This is a genomic window from Collinsella intestinalis, assembly GCF_902501455.1.
Classification (GTDB): domain Bacteria; phylum Actinomycetota; class Coriobacteriia; order Coriobacteriales; family Coriobacteriaceae; genus Collinsella; species Collinsella intestinalis.
Window position 1 is genome coordinate 33,950 of record NZ_CABWIC010000003.1, and the last position, 18,359, is coordinate 52,308.

Sequence of the window (18,359 nt, forward strand, 5' to 3'; positions counted from 1 at the left end):
GGTCTTAGGGGTCGATAGCATGGTGAAACGTTTCAAACTGGGACTTTTGTCCGAAAGTTGCCAATCACACGATTGAGCAAGCGGAAAAAAGGTATATTTGGTGAGTGGTTAGTTTTCGGACTTCAACGGCGGGCAGCCAGCCCGCGGGAGGTCCAATGAAAGGAGACACACATGGCAGTTAAGGTTGCTATCAACGGCTTCGGTCGTATCGGTCGTCTGGCCTTCCGTCAGATGTTCGGTCACGAGGGCTCCGAGATCGTCGCCATCAACGACCTCACCTCTCCCGACATGCTCGCGTACCTGCTGAAGTACGACTCCACGCAGGGCAACTACTCCCGCGATCACAAGGTCGAGGCCACCGAGGACGCCATCATCGTTGACGGCAAGGAGATCAAGATCTACAAGGAGGCCGACGCCAACAACCTGCCTTGGGGCGACCTCGACGTCGACGTCGTGCTCGAGTGCACCGGCTTCTACACCTCCAAGGCCAAGGCCCAGGCTCACATCAACGCTGGCGCCAAGAAGGTCGTCATCTCCGCTCCGGCCGGTAACGACCTGCCCACCATCGTCTACAACGTGAACCACGAGGAGCTCACGGCTGAGGACGACATCATCTCCGCCGCCTCCTGCACCACCAACTGCCTCGCCCCGATGGCCAAGGGTCTGAACGACTTCGCCCCCATCGTGTCCGGCATCATGACCACCATTCACGCCTGGACCGGCGACCAGATGGCTCTCGACGGCCCGCAGCGCAAGGGTGACAAGCGTCGCTCCCGCGCCTGCGCCGTGAACATCGTCCCGAACTCCACCGGTGCCGCCAAGGCCATCGGCCTGGTTCTGCCTGAGCTCAACGGCAAGCTCATCGGTGCCGCCCAGCGCGTTCCTACGCCGACCGGCTCCCTCACCAACCTTTACGCCGTCGTCGACAAGGTCGTCACCAAGGACGAGGTCAACGCCGCTATGAAGGCTTACGCCGAGACCATCTCCGAGACCTTCGGCTACAACGAGGACGAGATCGTCTCCACCGACATCATCGGTGAGACCCACGGCTCCATCTTCGACGCCACCCAGACCATGTGCGCCGACCTCGGCAACGGCCAGACCCTGGTTCAGGTTGTTTCTTGGTACGACAACGAGAACTCCTACACCTCCCAGATGGTCCGCACCATCAAGTACTTCGAGAAGTTCGTCGCCTAAGTTGCGCGGTTATTCTCGCATCTAGACCAAGCGTCTATAGGAGGGCGCGGCCTCATGGCGTATGCCCGGGGTCGCGCCCTTTTTCAAGCGGATGGACGCATCGTCCACCGCTCGTCAAATAAGAAAGGAATGGACATGGCTTTCACCAAGAAGACCGTCCGCGACATCGACGTCGACGGCAAGCGCGTCCTCGTCCGCGTCGACTTCAACGTGCCGATCAAGGACGGCGTTGTCGGTGACACCACCCGCATCAACGCTGCCCTCCCGACCATCAAGTACCTGGTCGACCACAACGCCCGCGTCATCCTCATGAGCCACCTCGGCCGTCCGGACGGCACCGGCTTCCAGCCCGAGTTCTCCCTCGAGCCCGTCGCCGCCAAGCTCGCCGAGCTTTCCGGCCTTGATGTGACCTTCGTCGCCGACACGTACGGCGAGAAGGCCGCTGCCGCTGTCGAGGCTCTCGAGCCCGGCAAGGTCCTCGTTCTCGAGAACGTCCGCTTCGACAAGCGCGAGAAGAAGAACGACCCCGAGATCGCCAAGACGCTCGCTTCTTACGGCGACGTCTTCGTCCTCGACGCCTTCGGCACCGCCCACCGCTCCCAGGGTTCCGTCGTGGGCCCCGCCGAGTATCTGCCTGCCGTGGCCGGCTTCCTGCTCGAGAAGGAGGTCGATACTCTCACCGGTATCTTCGCCAACCCTGAGCGCCCGCTCGTCGCCATCGTCGGCGGTTCCAAGGTTTCCTCCAAGATCGGCGTCCTCGATCACCTCATCGACTCCGCCGACACCCTGATCATCGGTGGCGGCATGGCTTACACCTTCTTCCTCGCCCAGGGCCTGACCGTGGGCAACTCTCTCAAGGAAGAGGATTGGGTCGAGCGCGCCGGCGAGATGCTGAAGAAGGCCGAGGAGAAGGGCGTCAAGATCCTGCTCCCCATCGACAACCGCGTTGCCGACCACTTCGGCGAGGACGCCGTGCCCGAGGTCGTTGCCTCTGACGCGATCCCCGATGACCGCGAGGGCATGGACATCGGCCCCAAGACCGAGGAGCTCTACGCCGAGGCCATCAAGGGCGCCAAGACCGTGTTCTGGAACGGCCCCATGGGCGTCTTCGAGTTCGACAACTTCGCCCACGGCACCCAGGCTATCGCCGAGGCCGTCGCCGAGGCCGACTGCACCTCCATCATCGGCGGAGGCGACTCCGTCGCAGCCGTCAACAAGTTCAACCTGGCCGACAAGATGAGCTGGATCTCCACCGGCGGTGGCGCTTCCATGGAGCTCGTTGAGGGTAAGGCCCTTCCTGGAGTGGAGGCTCTGAACGATGCCGAATAATCGCACCACCCTTATCGCGGGCAACTGGAAGATGAACAACGACCGCGAGGCCGCCAAGGCCCTCGCCGCCGAGCTCGTCGAGGCCCTGCCCGAGGTCCCCGCCGGTGTTGAGGTCCTCGTGTGCCCGCCCACCATCGACCTGTGCTGCGTCGCTCACAAGCTCGAGGGTTCCGCCATCGCCCTGGGCGCCCAGAACTGCTACTGGGAGGCTTCCGGCGCCTACACCGGCGAGACCTCCGTCCCGATGCTCAAGTCTGCCGGCTGCACCTACTGCATCATCGGTCACTCCGAGCGTCGTGACTATTTCCACGAGTCCGATGAGGACCAGAACAAGAAGGCCAAGGCGCTCGTCGCCGGCGGCATCGTTCCCGTCTTCTGCTGCGGCGAGCCTCTTGAGGTTCGCGAGGCCGGCACCTACGTGGAGCACGTCGTCACCCAGGTGAAGGCCGGCCTCGAGGGTCTCGAGCTCGCCTCCGCCGACCAGCTCGTCGTCGCTTACGAGCCCATCTGGGCCATCGGCACCGGTATGACCGCCACCGCCGATGACGCCCAGGAGGTCTGCCACGCCGTGCGCGAGGCGCTCGTCGAGCTCTTCGGCGCCGAGATGGCCGATGGCATCCGCGTGCTTTACGGCGGCTCCGCCAAGCCCGGCAACATCGCCGAGCTCGTGGCCAAGCCCGACGTCGACGGCGCCCTCGTTGGCGGCGCGTCTCTCAAGGCCGCGGACTTCTCCGAGATGGTCGTGAAGGCCGCGGAGTAATACCCGTCTTGCAATCGGGCCGCGGCGCTCAGGCGCTGCGGCCCATTCTTTTTACTAGGGGAGAATTCACCATGGCTAACCGCCACCTTCCTGCACTGCTCGTCATCATGGACGGCTTCGGTCTGGCGCCCGAGGGCTCCGACAACGCCGTGAGCGCGGCCAACACGCCCTTTATCGACAGCCTGTATACGAACTATCCGCACACCACCCTCGGTGCTTCCGGCGAGGACGTCGGCCTGCCCGACGGTCAGATGGGCAACTCCGAGGTCGGCCACCTCAACATCGGCGCCGGCCGCATCGTCTTCCAGGAGCTCTCGCGCATTAACAACGCCATCAAGGACGGCTCCCTCAAGGAGAATGAGGTCTTCGTCAAGGCGATGGATGATTGCGCCGCTACCGACAAGACCCTGCACCTCATGGGTCTTATGAGCCCCGGCGGCGTGCACTCTATGCAGAGCCACTGCGAGGCTCTCGTGGCCATGGCCGCCGAGCACGGCGTGAAGACCGTTCGCGTCCATTGCTTCATGGACGGTCGCGACGTCGACCCGCAGTCCGGCGCCGGCTATGTTTCCGAGCTCGCCGCCTTCCTGGCCGAGGTCTCTGAGAAGACCGGGTGCGACGCCCGCATCGCCACCGTCACCGGCCGTTACTGGGCCATGGACCGCGATAACCGTTGGGAGCGCATCCAGAGCGCCTACGACGTGCTGGTCAACGCTTCCGACGTCGAGGCCGATCCTGTCGCCGGCATCAAGGCCTTCTACGAGAAGGACCCGCGCGGTGACGAGTTTGTCGATCCGTTCGCCTGCCACAACGAGGGCATTCACGCCGGCGACGCCGTCATCTTCTTCAACTTCCGCCCGGACCGCGCCCGTCAGATGACCCGCGCCTTCACCGACGCCGACTTCGACGGCTTCGAGCGCGAGAAGATCGAGCTTTCCCACTTTGTGACGATGACCGAGTACGACCCGTCCTTCGACGTCGAGGTCGCCTTCCCCAAGACGTTCCCCAAGAACGTCCTGGCCGATGTCATCGCCGCTAACGGGCTCAAGCAGCTTCACACCGCCGAGACCGAGAAGTACGCCCATGTCACGTTCTTCATGAACGGTGGCATCGAGGAGCCCAAGGCCGGCGAGGAGCGCGTCCTCGTCGCCAGCCCCAAGGTAGCCACCTACGACCTCAAGCCCGAGATGAGCGCTCCCGAGGTCACCGAGAAACTCGTTGAGGCCATCAACGAGGATCGCGCCGATTTCTACATCGTGAACTTCGCCAACTGCGACATGGTCGGCCACACTGGCGTGTTCGAGGCCGCGGTTAAGGCCGTCGAGGCCGTCGACGAGGCTCTCTCCAAGGTCATCCCGGCCATTCAGGCCAAGGGCGGCTTTGCGCTGATCACCGCCGACCACGGCAACGCCGATCACATGTTTGACGAGGTTGATGGCGAGAAGAAGCCCTTCACCGCCCACACCACCAACCGCGTGCCGTTCATCGTCGTGAGTGACACCGCCAAGCTCGTCGGCATCGAGGACGGTCGCCTGTCCGACATCGCCCCGACCATGCTCACCATGGCCGGTCTCGAGCCCAGCGCCGAGATGACGGGTCGCGTCCTCGCCATCGAGGAGTAGCGCTCGTCCATTCATTTGCGTCGATCGCATACAGAGGCCGTCGCCCGTTTAGGGCGGCGGCTTTTTCGCGCGTCTCCTGACTGGCATCCGTTCGTCAGGGTGAAGGTGAGTGAAATTTCGCGGAAGGACAGGGGAGTGTGCTACTATTATCCGCTGTACGTTTCTCTTGGTTAGAAGGAGTCCTCGTGGGTCCGTTGCAGATCGTTCTCTTCGCCGTGTGGGTGCTGTCCACGCTTTTGCTCATCGCGCTCGTTCTCATGCATTCCGGCAAGGGCACCGGCGTTTCCGACATGATCGCCAGCTCCCTGTATAACTCCAGCACCGCAACCGGCGTCATGGAGAAGAACCTCGACAAGCTCACGGTCATCGTTGCTTGCGTGTTCGCCGCCTGCGTCGTCCTGGCGATGTTCTTCTTCCCGCAGGGCATTGTCGGCCTGTAAGGATTTGAGCTCATAAGGCTTTTGGACCCGATCGGCATCGTCCGGTCGGGTCTTTTTTATGAGCGGTCGCCCAGGCTGTAGCGTATCGGCGGCTAATAGGCGTCGGGAAATTGGCCGGCGGTTGATCTGCTCTCGTCAAAGGTGTGCGAGGGATGATCTTCCGTTACACAGTTGAAACATTGTGTCGGGTATTCAGGTTCCCCTCGCCGTTCTTTTATGCACTAAAGTGCTGTTCTACCTGCATATACTCTAACAAGCTAAAGAAAATGCCAGGAATCGGGCAGAAAACTTGTACTCCATTATGCAAAAGTGCGCTATGGTATTGGCCATCGCGCGAAGCCGAACAGCCTAGCGGCATCGCGAAGCGCAACGGGGCAAGGCAACGTGTTCGCACCCCCGGTCGCACCAAAGGGGTGCTCAACCGGCGTCGTGCTCCGTGAACCTGCATTATAAGGAGGATGGCATGGCTAATTTCAAGTTTTCCCAGCCCGTGATGGGTCGTCGTACCTTCATCGGTGGCGCCCTTGCTACCGGCGCTGTGGCTGCTCTCGCTGGCTGCGGTGGCGGCGAGAACGGCGGTGGCGGCGACGCTTCCGGCAAGAAGGTCATGAACTTCTACCTCTCCGAGCCCGCGTTCATCGATCCGTATAACGCCCAGGAGAACCAGGGCACCGCGGTCGTCTTCAGCGTGTTCGACGGCCTGATGGAGTGGGATTGGGATTCCGCTTCCGCCGTTCCCTGCTGCGCTGCCGAGGCTCCTACGGTCTCCGAGGACGGTCGCGTCTACACCTTCAAGCTCCGTGAGGGCATGAAGTTCCACAACGGCGACCCTGTCGACGCCGAGTCCTTCATCCGCGGCTGGAAGCGCGTCGCCTCTCCCAAGATGGATACTCCCTCCGACATCTGCTACCACCTCGCCCCGGTTGCCGGTTACGCCGAGTTCAACGCCGGTGACACCGACGAGTTCTCTGGCCTCAAGGCCGTCGATGAGCTGACCCTCGAGGTCACCCTGACCGACCCCATGGCCGACTTCCCGGCCGTTTGCTGCCATCCCGGCCTCGCCCCCGTTCCGGCCTGCGCTGACGAGGATCCCAAGGCGTTCCTCGAGCAGCCCATCGGCAACGGTCCGTTCATGATGACCGAACCCTGGAAGCACAACCAGTACATCTCCCTCGCCCGTTTCGAGGACTACTACGGTGAGAAGCCCAGCCTCGACGGCGTGTACATGTCCATCCAGAAGAACCCGGATACCGCGTTCAACGAGTTCCAGGCCGGCTCCATCGACTTCGCTTCCATCCCGAGCGGCAAGATCAAGGAGTGCATTGAGAAGTACGGCGAGTCCGAGGACGGCTTTACCTCCACTCCCCGCAAGCAGTGCCTGCTCGGTACCGAGCTCTCCACCTACTTCCTGATCCCGAGCCCGCAGGATCCGGTCCTCGCCGACCCGAAGGTCCGTCGCGCCGTCTCCCTGGCCATCAACCGCCAGAACATCGTCGACACCCTGTTCGAGGGCTCCCGTAAGCCGGCTACCTCCATCATGCCGACCTCCATCGACGATTCCCCCGAGAACGTCTGGGAGGACTGCAAGTACGATCCCGAGGCTGCCGCCAAGCTCCTCGATGAGGCCGGTTACCCCGCCAACGCCGACGGCAAGCGCGATGTCGAGATCACGCTGAACTACAACGGCGACGGCGATCACGGCGACCTCATGTCCGCTGTCCAGCTCGACCTCGAGGCCGTGGGCATCAAGGTCACCCAGGAGACCGTCGAGTGGGCTACCTACCTGCAGCAGCTGTCCGACAAGAACTTCAGCCTCGGCCGCCTTGGCTGGACTGCCGACTACCCGACCATGGACAACTTCCTGTACCCGAACTTCTTCACCGGTGCTGACAACAACTACGAGGAGTACAGCAACCCGGAGATGGACGCCGCCATGCTGGCCGCCCGTCAGATTCAGGACGAGGAGGAGCGCAAGGCCGCTTGCCGTAAGATCTGCGGAACCATCGGCAAGGACATGCCGGTCATCCCGATCATGTTCTACGCTCACAACTACATTGGCTCCGAGCGCATGAAGTCCTTCAACTACGACGCTCAGACCAAGCCGCACTTCGAGACCGCCGAGCTCGCCTAGTTTCGATCGCTCGTAAAGCGAGAAGCGCTATGAACAGCAGGACATCGCGCAAGCGGTGTCCTGCTTTTTGTGTAACGAGCTTTGGATTTGTATGGAAATGGGGGCGTGGACTGCATATCTACGCATAATCCCCGCAGTATTCAGTGACAAGTGACGTATAATCACAGTTTATGCTGCATGCTACTGCAGCTAGGTGTAGTGTCCATGAGACTAGGGAGGGTATCGCTGTGCTCAGGTACATCCTCAAGCGAATCCTACAGTTCATCCCGGTCTTCCTCGGCGTCACGCTCATTCTGTTCATCATGCAGAATGTCGTGCCCGGCGACCCGATCAAGCTGATCGCCGGCGAGAAGAAGATGGATCCCCAGACGGAGATGAACATCCGCGCCGCTCACGGCTTGATCGTGACGGACGAGAACGGCAATATCGTCTTCGATGAAGACGGTAACACCATCGAGACCCCGATGGTCGACCGTTATTTCAACTACCTCGGCAATCTGCTCCAGGGCGACCTCGGCACTTCTTATCAGAAGGGCCGTGCGGTCAAGGACATGATCTTCGAGGCGTATCCGCATACGGTTCAGATCGCGCTGGTCGCCATCGTGATCGAGGCCTTCGTGGGTATCGGCGCCGGCATCATCTCCGCCATCAAGCGCTACTCCTTCTGGGACATCCTGGTCACGCTCACCACGTCCATGCTCGTCGCAATGCCCGCCTTCTGGCTCGGCCTGCTGCTGCAGCTGATCTTCGGCATCTGGCTTAAGAATGCCACGGGTGGCGCGGTCGCCCTTCCGGTCTCCGGCGTGCCCGGTCCGTTCCCGCAGTTCCCCGCGTGGACCTATTACATCCTGCCGGCTGTCACCCTGGCCGCCGTCTCCACCGCCTACACGGCGCGCATCATGCGCTCCCAGCTGGTCGAGGTTATGAACCAGGATTACATTCGCACCGCTAAGGCCAAGGGTCTTTCCAAGCGCTCCATCATCTTCCATCACGCGCTCAAGAACGCCCTCATCCCGGTTGTTACATATATTGGTATGGACTTCGGTGCCATGCTCGCCGGTGCCATCCTGACCGAGACGGTCTTCAACTGGCCCGGCATCGGTCAGATGACCTACGTCGCCATCACTCAGCGCGACTGGCCCATCGTCATGGGTTCCGTCACCGTCATCGTGTTCGTGGTCATGATCATCAACCTCATTGTCGATGTGAGCTACGCGTTCCTCGATCCGCGTATCCGCCTTGGCAGCAAGAGCGATAAGTAGGAGGGGAGTAGCGTGCAGTATCCAATGAGCAACATGGGCGATCAGGCCCGTGCCGTCGCGGCGGAGCATCATGTCGTCGCCGATAAGTCCGACAAGCCCACGCGCACCCTTTGGGGCGACGCCTTCAAGCGTCTGAGGAAGAACAAGCTCGCGATGTTCGCCGTCGTGTGGCTTACCATCATCATCCTCGTCGCGGTCACTGCCGATCTGTGGGTCCCGCAGGTTCTGGGCGATCCGACCGCATCCGACACGGCCACCATGGCGGCAAACTCCCGCCTTGCGCCGTCTCTTGAGCATCCGTTCGGCACCGACACCCTCGGCCGCGATGTTCTCTCCCGCGTCATCTACGGTGCCCGCATCTCTCTCACCGTCGGTATCGTTGCAACCGGCATCTCCACCATCATCGGCTTGGTGATGGGCGCCATCGCTGCGTATTACGGTGGCATCTGGGATACGATTATCATGCGTCTCGCCGACACCTTCCTGGCGTTCCCGTACACGCTGTTCGTCATCGCCATGATCGCGGTCATCGGCAACGGCATCCAGAACGTGTTCTTCGCCATCGGTATTCTCGGCTGGCCGCAGATCGCCCGTGTGTTCCGCTCCGCGATCCTCTCCGTCAAGGAGAGCGACTACATCGACGCCGCCCGTGCCATGGGTGCGTCTGATGCTCGCATCATCGCCCGCCACATCTTCCCCAACTCCGTCGCCTCCATCGTCGTGTACGCGACCATGAACATCGGCGGTGCCATCCTGACCGAGTCTGCCCTGTCCTTCCTCGGCATGGGCGTCATCCCGCCGGATCCCTCGTGGGGCACGCTGATCCAGGAGGGTCAGAAGTTCCTGCAGACCGAGCCCTGGCTCATGATCCTGCCCGGTCTTGCCATCCTGACCACCGTTCTCGCGTTCACCCTGCTCGGCGACGGCCTGCGTGACGCTCTTGACGTGAAGATGAAGGACGCGTAAATCATGGCTAAGAAGAATGACAACTACGTCGATCTGAAGACCCAGCCCATTCCCGAGGGCCAGCACCTGCTGGAAGTCGACGATCTCAAGATGTACTTCCACACCGAGGACGGCGTCGTGCATGCCGTCGACGGCGTGTCCTACACGCTCGACCGCGGCGAGACCCTCGGCGTGGTGGGCGAGTCCGGCTCCGGTAAGTCCGTGACCGCCATGACCATCATGGGCCTCATCTCCATGCCTCCCGGCAAGATCGAGGGCGGCTCTGTCACGTATCGCGGCCATGACCTGCTCAGCATGTCCGAAGAGGAGATGCAGCACGTCCGCGGCAACGATATCGCCATGATCTTCCAGGACCCCATGACCTCCCTCAACCCGGTTTACAAGATCGGTCGTCAGGTGGGCGAGGGCCTGCGCCTGCATCGCGGCTACTCCAAGCAGGAGGCCCTGAAGCGCGCCACCGAGCTGCTCGACCTCGTGGGCATCCCCGAGCCCGAGAAGCGCGTCAACCAGTATCCCCACCAGTTCTCCGGCGGTATGCGTCAGCGCGTCATGATCGCCATGGCCCTTGCCTGCGACCCTGACATCCTGATCGCCGACGAGCCCACCACCGCTCTCGACGTTACCATTCAGGCTCAGATCATCGAGCTCATGCAGGAGATGCAGGAGAAGAACGGCAACGCGATCATCATGATCACCCACGACCTGGGCGTCGTTGCCGACATGGCCGACAAGATCATGGTCATGTACGCCGGTCACCCGGTTGAGTTCGGTACCGCCGAGGAGATCTTCTACGAGAGCCGCCACCCCTACACCTGGGGTCTGATTCGCTCCATTCCCGAGCAGGCGACCGACGAGAAGAAGCCCCTCACGCCGATCAACGGCAATCCGCCGTCGCTCGTGAACCTCCCCAAGGGTTGCGCCTTCGCGCCTCGTTGCCCCTATGCAACCGAGCTCTGCCACAAGGAGCGTCCGCAGAAGTTCGTCATGGACAACGGCCACTATTCCGAGTGCCACTACGCCGACGACGATGCGTTTGTGAAGCGCTTCGCACCCGATACGTCCCGTTCCCGCGGTACGGTTCCGACCGCCATTCCCGACGACGTGAACGTCGCCGCCACGAAGGGAGGCGAGGCCTAAATGGCAGATAACAACACGCCCCTGCTCAAGGTCGAGCACCTGCACAAGGAGTTTCCCACCGGCTCCGGCTTCATGGGTGGTAAGTTCTCCAAGAAGGTCGTCTCCGCTGTCAACGACCTTTCCTTCGAGATTCGTGCTGGCGAGACGTTCGGCCTGGTCGGTGAGTCCGGTTGCGGTAAGTCCACCACCGGTCGCGCCATCATGCACCTCGATCCGCCGACCTCCGGCAAGGTTTACTTCGAGGGTCGTGACATCTCCAAGATGAACAAGAAGGAGCTCAAGGCCATGCGCCGAGAGATGCAGTTCATCTTCCAGGATCCCTATGCATCCTTGAACCCCCGTATGACCATCGGTGAGATCATCTCTGAGCCTATGGTCATTCACGGCATCGGCACTCCCGAGGAGCGTATCGAGCGCGTTCGCGAGCTGCTTGACGTTGTCGGCCTCAATCCCGAGCACATCAACCGCTACCCGCACGAGTTCTCCGGCGGTCAGCGTCAGCGCGTCGGCATCGCTCGCTCGTTCATCCTGCGCCCGAAGCTCATCATCTGCGACGAGCCTGTTTCCGCCCTGGACGTTTCCATCCAGGCCCAGGTCCTGAACCTGCTGAAGGACCTGCAGAAGCAGTACGGAACCGCTTATCTGTTCATCGCCCACGACTTGTCCGTCGTGCAGCACATCTCCGACCGCGTGGCCGTCATGTACCTCGGCAAGATGGTCGAGCTCTCCGATTGGAAGAGCCTGTACGCCGAGCCGAACCACCCGTACACGCAGGCCCTGCTCTCTGCAGTTCCGATTCCGGATCCGGATGTGCAGCAGAACCGCAAGCGCATCATCCTCGCCGGCGATCCGCCGAGCCCGATCGATCCGCCGAGCGGCTGCCGTTTCCACACCCGCTGCCCGATCGCTCAGGCCAAGTGCTCCGAGGAGGCCCCAGAGTTCCGTGAGATCGGCGAGGGCCATTTCTGCGCCTGCCACTATGCGGCTCCGTTCCCCATCAAGGAGTCTCATATCGATCTGTAAGCCCGTCTGACGACGCGCTTTGCATCGAACATTCGAAGGACCCGCTCCCTGCGGGTCCTTCTTTTTACCGAACAGGGTGAAGTGCCTCGATGCGCCGCCTGAATAGTGCGTGGAATGTCGGTCCTTGCGCGCTCATTTCGTTTAGAGTGGATGCAATATGCAACCGCGCGAAAGCCGGGAGGACTTTTGATGATCGATAGACGAACCCTTTGCGGTGCGGCCATGGGCATCGCCGCGATGTCCGCGCTCTCCGCGTGCGGGGGGCAGGAGGGCGGATCCCAAGGTGGTGCGGAGACCGTCCCCGCATCCTGGTTGAAATGCCGTGTTGGGAAGCTTTCCGAGGTCGATCCCCTGCTGGTTCAAGATCGTGCGGGCCTGCAGGTGCTCTCCGCCGTTTTCACGCCCCTGATGCGGTTCGATGCCAACGGGGAGCTTGTCCCCGGCGCTGCGCTGTCGTGCGCCGTCTCAGACGACGCGTGCACGTTCACGTTCAAGCTTCCGGCGCACGCTGTCTTTCACAATGGGGAGCGCGTGACCGCATCGTCTTTCAAGATCGCATGGGAGCGCCTTGTACGCGCCATTCCCAGCGGTGAGAGCGCATCTGATGCCGAGCCCTTGTTCGGGCGGTGGGGTTCGTTGCTGCACCTGGTTGATGGCTACGCGGCGCTGCGCGCGGGTCGGGCTTCGGAGATGGTCGGTCTTCGCTGCCCCGATGATGCCACCTTCGTGGTCACCCTCACCCAGCCGTGTCCATATTTCGATCACGTGACGGCTCATCCCGCGCTGGGTCCCGTCCCCGCCGCGGCATTGGCTGATCCCGAGGCATTTGCCTTGAAGCCTGTTGGCAACGGGCCTTTTGCCCTCAAGTACCCGTGGGAGCGCGGGCGCGGTGTGATGCTCGCGTCTTTCGCCGACTGCGCCATCGGCGCGCCGCTTACCGCGGGCGTCTTGCTCGACCCCATGGCTGACACGGTCGCGGCGTACAAGCAGTTCCGAGCTGGCAATATCGATATCACCGACGTTCCCGTCGACCAGCTCTCTGACGCCGAGGATATCGCGACCCCCGCTCCTGACGGCCGTTCGATGGCGGTGGATGCCCGTCTTGCGCACGGGGTCGAGGGCGGCTTGCTCTATCTCTCCCTCAACTGCGTGTCCGGGGTGTTTTCCCGCCCCGAGATGCGTCGTGCCGCCTGTCTTTCCGTCGATCGCGAGGCCCTGTGTCGCAAGGTGCTCAAATTCAGCGGCGAGCCCGCCCTCGGTCCCATTTCCCCTCGCGTTGCCGAGATACAGCCCTGGGATGCGTGCACGTACGATCCTGAGGGTTCGCTTCAGCTGGTCGAGGCCGCCAAGCTCGCGGCGCTGCAGAATGATCCCGTGGAAGGGGAGGGTTCTGCCGAAGAGGGCACCGAGACCGATGCGCCCTTGCCCGATCCGCTCGATCTCGATCTGATCTACCGCAAGGGAGGAACGGGCGCCCGGGTGGTGGCGCATGTCGTGCGCGATCTCGAGGCCGCTGGGTTCTCGGTCAAGACCGAGGCGTTGGATACGGATGATTTTGTGAAGCGCTATCGCTCCGCCGAGTTCGATTGCGCGCTGAGAACTCTTGAGCCGCCCGTGCCCGCTCTCGAGGCGATTGCGGATGAGCTGCTCACATATGATCGATCGTCGGCGGGAATCAGCGTGTATCGAGACGAGCGGCTCGACCACGTTCTCGCCGAGGCGCGCCGGACGATAGACGTCGCAACCCGCCGTGCGCTGATCCAAGATGCCCTATCCATGGCGGGGGAGAGCCTGCCCCTCATCCCGCTCGCGCACCCGGCATATACCAAGATCGCGTCCGACCGTGTTGCCGCTTCTGCCGTCGACGCCTTCGGAAAGATCGATCTTTTTGCCTCTGAGCTGGTGTAATGGCGTCTGGAAAAATATTTCTAACTTTTTTGGAAAAAAGACTTGCACAGTCGGCGGAATCCAGGTTAATATACTCCCTGTTGCGAACGTCGGAGTGGCGGAATTGGCAGACGCGCTAGCTTGAGGTGCTAGTGACCGATTTTGGTCATGCGGGTTCAAGTCCCGCCTCCGACACCACGTGAACAGTACCCAAACCCTTCGGGGTTTGGGTTTTTTACTATCTATCGCACGCGGTCGTGCGATGAGCGCGCCCGTGCCGTGTCGAGTCGGCGGGAGGATGCGCATGGAACGCATGCACAACGAGGAATTGAGTGATGTCGCCCGACTCGTCGAGGTGACGAGCGACGCCGTCGCCATCTGCGACGCCGACGGCACGGTCGCCCATGTGAACCGCCAGATGCTCTCGCTAGGGAAGATCGGCAGGGAGCAGGTCGTCGGCGCCGACATCAAGGACTTGCTGTATAGCGTTTCATTTGAGCGCTCAATGGGCCACAAGGTGCCCTTCACGGCAGACGGTTCCGAGAACACGCTCATGCTCAAACTTGCGGACGGCTCCTTCATTCCCGTCCGCGTGCGCGCCATCGAGCTTTCCGGGACCCCCGAGGGCGAGGGGGGACATGCGCATCGCTATGTCGTGGCCATCAGGAGCCTCGAGGAGCAGTACGCCTACGACCGCAAGACGCAGCGCCTGTTGTCTGAGCTCAAAGCGGCGAACAAGCGCCTTTCAGGCACGCTGTCCGTGATCATGTCCACGGTGGGTTCCAACGATATGCCCACGTTGCTCGATACCGTTTTGAATCGTATGGCCGAGACGCTCGACGCCGCGGGCACGACGATCTATTTCGCCGAGAGTGGCGGATTCAAGCTGCGCGGCGTGAGCCGCGGCCTCATGGGCTCCCGTGTTCCGGCGTTCATTCCCTATGGCGCTGGTGTGGCGACGCACGTCCTGCGCGAGCAGCGGGCGTGCCGCATCTCGCTCGTTCCCGGTGATCCGGACGACCCGACGGTCCCCGGATCGTTTTACGATCTGGATGCGCGCATCCGTCATAATGTCCGCAGCCAGGACATGCCGCCTTTCAAGACGCTCATCGCCGTTCCCGTCTACTTCGGCACGCAGGTGCTCGGCATCGTCGAGCTCGGATGGACGCGGCCCTGTTCGCCGCGGGTATCCGACGTGCGTGTGCTCGAGGTCATCTGCGACTATCTCTCCATCGAATTGGTCGGCGTGGTGAGCTCCCTGCGAGCCGCCCGCACGGCCGGCCTCACACGGTCGCTCACGCGCATTCGCGAGGCCTTGTACGCCGCAGGGTCGGATCCGGTTGCCGCATGGCGCGAGATGATAGAGGAGGTCCTCGAGCAACTCTCCTGCCGCTTGCTGCCTGTGTTGAATGACATGGAGCGCGGCGTCTACATCATCGAGCTCGATGGCGGGCGCCGCATCGACCTGCCGTGCGACGCCGACGAGATGTTCTTCTCTGTGACCGCGCCCGCCGCTCGCGTGGGCGCCTCGTCACGCTCCGACGCCTTCAACGCGGACACGGGGCCGCTTTCCGTCACGGAGGACCCCAAGCAGATCAGGCTGGCCCGTGTCGACCGCATCACGTGGATTGGCGAGTGGCTCGAGCGCCACGGTCTGCCGTGCCAGGGCGTGTTTATGGATAATGGTCCCAATTTGGAGGAGGCGGTGTTCGTCGAGGACGCGGGCCCCTTCTCCACGGTGCTTCCGCCGCGTCGCTTCCTCTTGTTGCGTGATGGCTCCCAAGAGCCCGTCGACGACATGGAATTCGATTACCTCACGCACGTAGCGCACGATTTCGAGCTCATCATGGAGGGCGCCCTGCAGCAGAAGAGCGAGCGCCGCATCGCGCAGACGCTGCAGGCCGGCATGCGCAACGACCTCGGCTCCGTCCCCGGCATCACGACAGATTCGCTCTACTCGTCCGCTACGCGCCAGGCGCTTGTGGGCGGCGATTTCTACACGCTTATCCGTTTGCCCGATGACCGCGCTGTCATGATCTTGGGCGACGTGTCGGGCAAGGGCGTCGAGGCCGCCTCGATGTCGGCCCTCGTCAAGACGGCGCTCACCGCCTATGCATGGGAGGGTTCGAGCCCCGCGCGCATGGCGCGCTCACTCAACCGCATGCTCATGAGCTTTTCGAGGGTGGAGACCTTCGTGACGGTGTTCATCGCCAAGATCGATCTGCGTCACGGCAGGGCGACCTATTGCTCGGCGGGCCATCCGCCCACCATGCTGCTGAGACGGGATGCGTCCGGCGGCGTCGAGGCGGAGCTGTTGAGCGTTCAGTCGGGCGTTGTGGGGGCGTTCCCCTCCATGGTGTATGAGAACGGCGCGTTCGCCTTCAATCCCGGCGACATCCTGTTCATGTATACCGACGGCGCCATCGAGGCCCGTGATGCTTCGGGCGGCTTTTTCGGCGAGGCCCGCTTGCGAGAGACTCTGCTGCGCTCCGCTTCCGCCGGCATCGACGGTCTGTGCTCAAAGGTCCTGGCGGAACTCGATGCGTTCACCGGTTCCGCGCTCGACGACGATATCGCTCTCGTCGCGCTGCGCATGGACGAGTCCTAGGGCCGTGTGCGAGGCCGTCCCGCGGTGGGACGGCGTATCGGATGGGGGAGTTTGGGGAACCATAGCAGCATGAATGAATGGAACGACATAGCCGTCATCGCGCCCACGACCGACATCGACCTCGCGTCGGTGCCGCGCCTGCGCGAGCAGGTCGACGCCCTGATCGACAGCGGCGTGCGTCGCATCTTGGTGAACTGCCAGAACGTGACGTTCATCGATTCGACGGGCCTCGCCTTCTTGCTGTCGCGCGCCCGCGCCCTCTACGGGCGCGAGGGGCTCCTGTCGCTCGTGAACGCATCTCCCGATGTCGCGCGTTTTTTGCAGATCGCGCGCCTGATCGACATCCTGCATGTATCGACCGTCGAGCGCCCCGCAATCCCGGTCATAGCACCCGATGTACCGCCGCTGTGGAGCAAGAGCTTCACCATCCAGCGGGGTGTCGAGCACCTTGCCGAATACCGCCATCGCGTGGCGGAGCTTTTGGGCACGCTTCCGCTCACGCGTGAGGAGTGCTTCGATGTGGCGCTTGCGGCGGGGGAGGCGCTTTCCAACGCGTACGACCATGCCTGCGGCGGCGAGGGCGGTTCCATGAGCGTCTATGCATATCCCGATCGCGTGATCATCGAGGTGCGAGACTGCGGTTGCGGCTATGAGATCGCAGACGGGGAGGAGCCCGCCGAGAGCCTCGAACGCGGTCGCGGCATCAAGCTCATGCGCATGCTCGTGGACAGCGTGGAGGTTCGACGCCGTGCGGATGCTCCGGGTACGCAGGTCCGTCTGATCAAGCTGGTGGGATAGGGGCAAAGAGCCGCCCTATGCAAAACGGGCGCCCCATGGGACGCCCGTTGATGCTGCGATGGAGGCGGCTCCCGGATTCGAACCGGGGGTAAAGGCTTTGCAGGCCTCTGCCTTACCACTTGGCCAAGCCGCCGTGATATGAAAAGAGCCGATTGAAACAACCGGCTCCTCAAATGCAATGGAGCGGACAACGGGGCTCGAACCCGCGACCCCAACCTTGGCAAGGTTGTGCTCTACCAACTGAGCCATGTCCGCTTGCGAAGAAGTACTATACGCAATCGCCCGTTCAAGCGCAAGGCCTCATTTGAAAATAATGGAAACTGGTTTTCGGAGAGGCTTTCGTCGGAGGGGGAGGGCCGTTTGTGGACGGTCGGATGTGGGCTCCGCATACGGCAATATGATGCGATGCGCTCTGCAAAGGTGCGGGAAATTGGTCGGTTCTCGCGTTCTACCAGGGAAAACCAAACGATTTCAAAAATTTTGAAAAATGTTGTTGCATCTGAAATTCCGCTCGGCTATAGTTAATCCCGCGCTGAGGCGCACACCTGAGACGGGCGATTAGCTCAGGGGGAGAGCACTTCCCTGACACGGAAGGGGTCACAAGTTCAAATCTTGTATCGCCCACCACATGCGGACATGGCTCAGTTGGTAGAGCACAACCTTGCCAAGGTTGGGGTCGCGGGTTCGAGCCCCGTTGTCCGCTCCATTGAATGTGCCGGGGCCGATTTCAATCGGCCCTTTGCATATACGGCGAAGTGGCCAAGTGGTAAGGCAGAGGCCTGCAAAGCCTTTACCCCCGGTTCGAATCCGGGCTTCGCCTCCATAGCATTGTAAACGGGCGTCCTTCGGGGCGTCCGTTTTCTTTTGGCGAATCCATGCGACCTCTTCGCGACCGGACCTCTGGCTCCGTTATTCGTGGGGGAGCTTGGTTGCGCGCTGCGCACAACATGTAGGCCGATCATGATTCGCCCAGCATGCCTCGAGGCGATCGTCCCGTGTCAAGCGGAGAAGTTATGGACACCCCGCCGGCCTTTTGCGTCGCTGTTTTTGCATCCGCGCAGGTTGGGCGCCTACGTCTTGTTTTCGGCGTCCCGCAGGTTCGCAGATTTGAATGCGGGAAGAAGTCAGCACATTATCTCTGACCTGCTGAAACACAATATATAGTGTTGGTCTAAAAAAGTGATACCAGATATTGATGC

13 protein-coding genes and 6 tRNA genes are annotated in these 18,359 nt (G+C 62.0%); 17 read left to right on the forward strand and 2 right to left on the reverse strand.

Features of this window, described 5'->3' with window-relative positions; genetic code table 11:
- The first annotated feature begins 171 nt into the window (after positions 1-171).
- The 14 genes from gap (at position 172) to AOBCEHNH_RS00920 (ending at position 17,160) form a co-directional block, all read left to right on the forward strand.
- Positions 172-1,197 (forward strand): type I glyceraldehyde-3-phosphate dehydrogenase, encoded by a 1,026-nt coding sequence (gene gap / locus AOBCEHNH_RS00855; RefSeq protein WP_006723640.1) that lies wholly within the window; start codon positions 172-174, stop codon positions 1,195-1,197.
- 135 nt (positions 1,198-1,332) lie between these two features.
- Positions 1,333-2,526 (forward strand): phosphoglycerate kinase, encoded by a 1,194-nt coding sequence (locus AOBCEHNH_RS00860; RefSeq protein ID WP_152062812.1) that lies wholly within the window; start codon positions 1,333-1,335, stop codon positions 2,524-2,526.
- Positions 2,516-3,286, forward strand: a complete 771-nt coding sequence (tpiA, locus tag AOBCEHNH_RS00865; RefSeq protein WP_152062813.1) for a triose-phosphate isomerase — start codon at positions 2,516-2,518, stop codon at positions 3,284-3,286. Before AOBCEHNH_RS00860 ends, tpiA begins: the two co-directional genes overlap by 11 nt.
- 71 nt (positions 3,287-3,357) lie before the next feature.
- Positions 3,358-4,908 carry a 2,3-bisphosphoglycerate-independent phosphoglycerate mutase gene (gene gpmI, locus AOBCEHNH_RS00870; protein ID WP_152062814.1) on the forward strand — a complete coding sequence of 517 codons (1,551 nt, stop codon included), beginning with the start codon at positions 3,358-3,360 and terminating at the stop codon, positions 4,906-4,908.
- A gap of 185 nt (positions 4,909-5,093) precedes the next feature.
- Positions 5,094-5,348: a preprotein translocase subunit SecG gene (secG, locus tag AOBCEHNH_RS00875; protein ID WP_152062815.1), complete on the forward strand. Its 255-nt coding sequence runs from the start codon at positions 5,094-5,096 to the stop codon at positions 5,346-5,348.
- A 463-nt stretch (positions 5,349-5,811) separates the two neighbouring features.
- The gene (locus AOBCEHNH_RS00880) at positions 5,812-7,479 is read left to right on the forward strand and encodes a peptide ABC transporter substrate-binding protein (RefSeq protein ID WP_152062816.1); all 1,668 of its coding nucleotides are present in this window, start codon (positions 5,812-5,814) and stop codon (positions 7,477-7,479) included.
- 227 nt (positions 7,480-7,706) lie between these two features.
- A complete protein-coding gene (locus tag AOBCEHNH_RS00885; protein ID WP_039910423.1) occupies positions 7,707-8,741 on the forward strand; it encodes an ABC transporter permease in 1,035 nt (344 codons plus the stop codon).
- Between the two features lie 24 nt (positions 8,742-8,765).
- Entirely contained in the window at positions 8,766-9,707 is a 942-nt protein-coding gene (locus AOBCEHNH_RS00890; RefSeq protein ID WP_006723649.1) for an ABC transporter permease, read from the forward strand.
- A 3-nt stretch (positions 9,708-9,710) separates the two neighbouring features.
- On the forward strand, positions 9,711-10,844 hold the full coding sequence (locus AOBCEHNH_RS00895) for an ABC transporter ATP-binding protein (RefSeq protein ID WP_152062817.1): 1,134 nt from the start codon (positions 9,711-9,713) through the stop codon (positions 10,842-10,844).
- The gene (locus AOBCEHNH_RS00900) at positions 10,845-11,867 is read left to right on the forward strand and encodes an ABC transporter ATP-binding protein (RefSeq protein ID WP_006723651.1); all 1,023 of its coding nucleotides are present in this window, start codon (positions 10,845-10,847) and stop codon (positions 11,865-11,867) included.
- Positions 11,868-12,056: 189 nt separating this feature from the next.
- Positions 12,057-13,775, forward strand: a complete 1,719-nt coding sequence (locus AOBCEHNH_RS00905; RefSeq protein WP_193221132.1) for an ABC transporter substrate-binding protein — start codon at positions 12,057-12,059, stop codon at positions 13,773-13,775.
- Between the two features lie 88 nt (positions 13,776-13,863).
- Positions 13,864-13,952: transfer RNA gene (locus AOBCEHNH_RS00910), tRNA-Leu, on the forward strand.
- A 106-nt stretch (positions 13,953-14,058) separates the two neighbouring features.
- Positions 14,059-16,362, forward strand: a complete 2,304-nt coding sequence (locus AOBCEHNH_RS00915) for a SpoIIE family protein phosphatase (RefSeq protein ID WP_152062819.1) — start codon at positions 14,059-14,061, stop codon at positions 16,360-16,362.
- A 69-nt stretch (positions 16,363-16,431) separates the two neighbouring features.
- Positions 16,432-17,160: an anti-sigma factor antagonist gene (locus tag AOBCEHNH_RS00920; protein WP_152062820.1), complete on the forward strand. Its 729-nt coding sequence runs from the start codon at positions 16,432-16,434 to the stop codon at positions 17,158-17,160.
- A gap of 59 nt (positions 17,161-17,219) precedes the next feature.
- Here the strand turns inward: AOBCEHNH_RS00920 and AOBCEHNH_RS00925 are convergent.
- Together AOBCEHNH_RS00925 and AOBCEHNH_RS00930 are read right to left on the reverse strand one after the other, a co-directional pair.
- Positions 17,220-17,293, reverse strand: a tRNA-Cys gene (locus AOBCEHNH_RS00925).
- Between the two features lie 46 nt (positions 17,294-17,339).
- Positions 17,340-17,415 (reverse strand) — tRNA-Gly (locus AOBCEHNH_RS00930).
- Positions 17,416-17,712: 297 nt separating this feature from the next.
- Between AOBCEHNH_RS00930 and AOBCEHNH_RS00935 the strand changes: the two genes are divergently transcribed.
- From AOBCEHNH_RS00935 to AOBCEHNH_RS00945, 3 genes are all read left to right on the forward strand, one after another.
- Positions 17,713-17,787, forward strand: a tRNA-Val gene (locus AOBCEHNH_RS00935).
- A gap of 3 nt (positions 17,788-17,790) precedes the next feature.
- Positions 17,791-17,866: transfer RNA gene (locus AOBCEHNH_RS00940), tRNA-Gly, on the forward strand.
- Positions 17,867-17,909: 43 nt separating this feature from the next.
- A tRNA-Cys gene (locus AOBCEHNH_RS00945) sits at positions 17,910-17,983 on the forward strand.
- The last annotated feature ends 376 nt before the right edge of the window (positions 17,984-18,359 follow it).

Excerpts from the sequence above, each read along its gene's own strand:
- gap (WP_006723640.1), top strand. The coding sequence starts at position 172 with ATGGCAGTTAAGGTTGCTATCAACGGCTTCGGTCGTATCGGTCGTCTG.
- AOBCEHNH_RS00860 (WP_152062812.1), top strand. The coding sequence starts at position 1,333 with ATGGCTTTCACCAAGAAGACCGTCCGCGACATCGACGTCGACGGCAAG.
- tpiA (WP_152062813.1), top strand. The coding sequence starts at position 2,516 with ATGCCGAATAATCGCACCACCCTTATCGCGGGCAACTGGAAGATGAAC.
- gpmI (WP_152062814.1), top strand. The coding sequence starts at position 3,358 with ATGGCTAACCGCCACCTTCCTGCACTGCTCGTCATCATGGACGGCTTC.
- AOBCEHNH_RS00880 (WP_152062816.1), top strand. The coding sequence starts at position 5,812 with ATGGCTAATTTCAAGTTTTCCCAGCCCGTGATGGGTCGTCGTACCTTC.
- AOBCEHNH_RS00890 (WP_006723649.1), top strand. The coding sequence starts at position 8,766 with ATGAGCAACATGGGCGATCAGGCCCGTGCCGTCGCGGCGGAGCATCAT.
- AOBCEHNH_RS00895 (WP_152062817.1), top strand. The coding sequence starts at position 9,711 with ATGGCTAAGAAGAATGACAACTACGTCGATCTGAAGACCCAGCCCATT.
- AOBCEHNH_RS00900 (WP_006723651.1), top strand. The coding sequence starts at position 10,845 with ATGGCAGATAACAACACGCCCCTGCTCAAGGTCGAGCACCTGCACAAG.
- AOBCEHNH_RS00905 (WP_193221132.1), top strand. The coding sequence starts at position 12,057 with ATGATCGATAGACGAACCCTTTGCGGTGCGGCCATGGGCATCGCCGCG.
- AOBCEHNH_RS00915 (WP_152062819.1), top strand. The coding sequence starts at position 14,059 with ATGGAACGCATGCACAACGAGGAATTGAGTGATGTCGCCCGACTCGTC.
- AOBCEHNH_RS00920 (WP_152062820.1), top strand. The coding sequence starts at position 16,432 with ATGAATGAATGGAACGACATAGCCGTCATCGCGCCCACGACCGACATC.